3 protein-coding genes and 1 pseudogene are annotated in these 2,808 nt (G+C 46.1%); 1 reads left to right on the top strand and 3 read right to left on the bottom strand.

Translation table 11 applies throughout. The features are described from left to right. A pseudogene (locus IM475_RS17920) lies at positions 1-122 on the bottom strand (phosphoribosylformylglycinamidine cyclo-ligase); the annotation flags it as partial. Between the two features lie 286 nt (positions 123-408). Between IM475_RS17920 and IM475_RS17915 the strand changes: the two are divergent. Next, on the top strand, positions 409-699 hold the full coding sequence (locus IM475_RS17915) for a DUF4164 family protein (protein ID WP_150977454.1): 291 nt from the start codon (positions 409-411) through the stop codon (positions 697-699). 83 nt (positions 700-782) lie between these two features. Here IM475_RS17915 and radC read toward each other — a convergent pair whose 3' ends face one another. Both radC and IM475_RS17905 read right to left on the bottom strand, forming a co-directional pair. Continuing rightward, positions 783-1,514: a RadC family protein gene (gene radC / locus IM475_RS17910; RefSeq protein WP_002753303.1), complete on the bottom strand. Its 732-nt coding sequence runs from the start codon at positions 1,512-1,514 to the stop codon at positions 783-785. Positions 1,515-1,604: 90 nt separating this feature from the next. Then, positions 1,605-2,792, bottom strand: a complete 1,188-nt coding sequence (locus IM475_RS17905) for an aspartate aminotransferase (protein WP_287728605.1) — start codon at positions 2,790-2,792, stop codon at positions 1,605-1,607. Positions 2,793-2,808: the final 16 nt, after the last annotated feature.

Here is a 2,808-nt window from a genome sequence, read left to right as displayed (position 1 = left end):
CCCCCAAAACCGCCTAAACCGCCGATAACTTCAGGACGGAAGGTACTTTCCACATTTTGGCGAATTTTCTCGACAAAAGCGCGTCCCGCTTCCACATCCACGCCCGCTTCTTTATAATCCATGCCCAATTGACCGATTGTAACTCTCAAATTTTACCCGGATTTCGGTCGCATGGGAATTATAAATTGTGAATTATGAATTATGAATTGGGAAGTGGGGAGGAAAGGGTGCGTGAGACGGCCAAAATTGCTGCTTTGACTCGAGGGTGACAATCCGTTGTAACGCAGCACCTATCATCGACTCATCGACTAAGTAGCCGGTTACAATTAAAGATAAAATGCAAAGAATCAGAAGCCTGCGCCACTATCTAACAATTAATTGAGATTACTTAATTACGAGTTTAGCAAAATGTCTAACGAAACGGTCACTTATTCCCTTGAGGCTGTCTTGACAAGGATTGAGGGGAAAATCGACTTTTTACAAAGAGATGTCAACGAGCGTTTAAACAAGCTAGAGATAGGACAATCAGAATTAAGAGGGGACATTAAAGCTTTAGATGAGCGACTAACCGCAGAAATTAAAGGGTTAACTGCAAGAGTCGCTGATCAGAAATTTACCAATCGGGGGATTCTGATAGCTTTGGTTGTTGCCATTTTAGGAGGAGCGGCCAAAATTTTTGGTTTTCTCCCCAATCCTTGACAGCGATCGCATAATGTTTGAAGAAATTAACGCCCAATTGAAACGGCTAAAAAATTCAACTACTCGATCGAGTGTCTTTTCTGTCAATCTTCTTGGGGATATTTTTCCCAAAGATCTGTGATTTGGCGAAGACTTTGGAAGTTGCCATTACCGAGGATCAAATGATCTAGGAGAGGAATGGCTAAATAGGTAGCTCCCTGTAATAATTGTTCTGTGAGTAGAATATCGTCTTGACTAGGCACAAGTGACCCGGTGGGGTGATTATGGGCGATAATTAACTTAGTAGCTGATTGTTTAACCACTTCTCGAAATATTTCTCGCGGATGTACCAGTGTTTCCGTGGCTGTGCCGATAGTAATCACTTTGAGTGCGATTAACTGATTTTTGACATCGAGTAAAATAACGGCGAAACGTTCCTGAGACTGATACATTAGTTCGTGTCCAAGGATAGCGGCAGCGGTATCGGGACTATCGATGACCATTTTTTCCGTCGGTCGTCGTTGAAAAGCTCGTTTTCCCAATTCGATCGCCGCTAGAATAGTAGTAGCCTTAGCCGGTCCAATGCCATGAATAGCGGTTAATTCCTGGGGGTGAATATCCCTCAAAACGTCCAAAGGATCCCGACGATATTTACTCAATTCGTTGAGAATATGCTGCCCTAAACCCACGGCCGAGAGTTTGCCTTTACCTTGACCTGTAGCCAGTAAAATCGCTAATAATTCGGCGTTACTGAGGTTTTTCGCCCCGACACTGATTAAACGTTCCCTGGGTCTTTCACTGACGGGAATATCGGCAATTCTTAAGCTGTAGGTCATGGAAGTGGCAAGCTACCGGGATAAGATTCCATCATACAATTTTAGTCAGTGCCTAGAGGGATTTGGCCGGTTCAGGGGGAAAAATTCTCCTCACTGATAGCGAATTCCCGCATCTTCGAGGCGCTGTAAAGCTTCCCCTAATCGCGGGATATCGGCGATTAAACTGACGCGCACATAACCTTCCCCTCCCTCCCCAAAAGCATTGCCCGGAGTGACGACGACACCAGTTTTTTGCAGGACACTGAGGGCGAAATCCGTGGAAGTCATGCCGACGCTACAGGGAACCCAGAGATACATTGTCGCCTTAGAGGGGGGAATATCCCAACCTAATTGCCCCAAACCTTTGATTAAAAAATCTCGTCGCTGCCGGTATCTTTCCTGTACTTGTTTGACGTATTCATCCGGCAGTTGTAGGGCGGTTTCGGCCGCCTTTTGGATGACGGAAAAGATGCCATAATCGAGATTGGTTTTCAGGGTGCGTAACCCTTGAATAATATCGGAATTGCCCACGACAAAACCGACACGCCACCCGGCCATATTATAGGTTTTCGAGAGGGTATGAAATTCGACACTAATCTCTTTTGCCCCCGGAATTTCTAATAAACTGGTGGGCTGATAACCATCAAAACTCAATTCAGCATAACAGAGATCGTGGACGAGAATAATCTCATAGTGCTGGGCCCAAGCAACGATTTTCTCAAAAAATTCTCGGGGGGCAATGGCGGCGGTGGGGTTACTGGGATAGTTAAAATAGAGGATTTTCGCCTTTTTAGCCACATCTTCGGGGATAGAATCGATATCTATCAGCCAATCCTGTTCCGCTTTTAAAATAATCGGATATAGCGTCGCCCCGGCAATCAAAGGACCGCGAAAATGGGCGGGATAGGCGGGACTGGGAACTAAGACCACATCGCCGGGGTTAACATAAGCTAGGGCGAGATGAGATAGGCCCTCTTTGGAACCGAGCAGGGGTAAAGCTTCGTTATCGGGATTGAGTTCCACACCATAAGAGCGATCATACCATTTAGCGATCGCCTCTCGGAAACTGGCGGTTCCTTCAAAGGGTGGATAACCGTGAAATTGGGGGGTTTCAAAAGCTTGAATGGCCGCTTCGATAACTGGACGCGGAGCAGCACCATCTGGGTTGCCCATACCTAAATCGATTAAATCTAGTCCTTCTTTGCGGGCTAAGGCTTTTAATTCATCCAAGCGGGCGAAAACGTAGGGGGGTAAGGCACTTAATCGCTTGGCGCGGCTATTCGTCCAATTTACACTCATTACTTCTTGGCTTACT

It is taken from the genome of Microcystis sp. M061S2, from assembly GCF_020245605.1.
GTDB lineage: Bacteria > Cyanobacteriota > Cyanobacteriia > Cyanobacteriales > Microcystaceae > Microcystis.
This window is presented reverse-complemented; position numbering and strand designations above follow the sequence as displayed.

Excerpts from the sequence above, each read along its gene's own strand:
- IM475_RS17905 (WP_287728605.1), bottom strand. The coding sequence starts at position 2,792 with ATGAGTGTAAATTGGACGAATAGCCGCGCCAAGCGATTAAGTGCCTTA.
- radC (WP_002753303.1), bottom strand. The coding sequence starts at position 1,514 with ATGACCTACAGCTTAAGAATTGCCGATATTCCCGTCAGTGAAAGACCC.
- IM475_RS17915 (WP_150977454.1), top strand. The coding sequence starts at position 409 with ATGTCTAACGAAACGGTCACTTATTCCCTTGAGGCTGTCTTGACAAGG.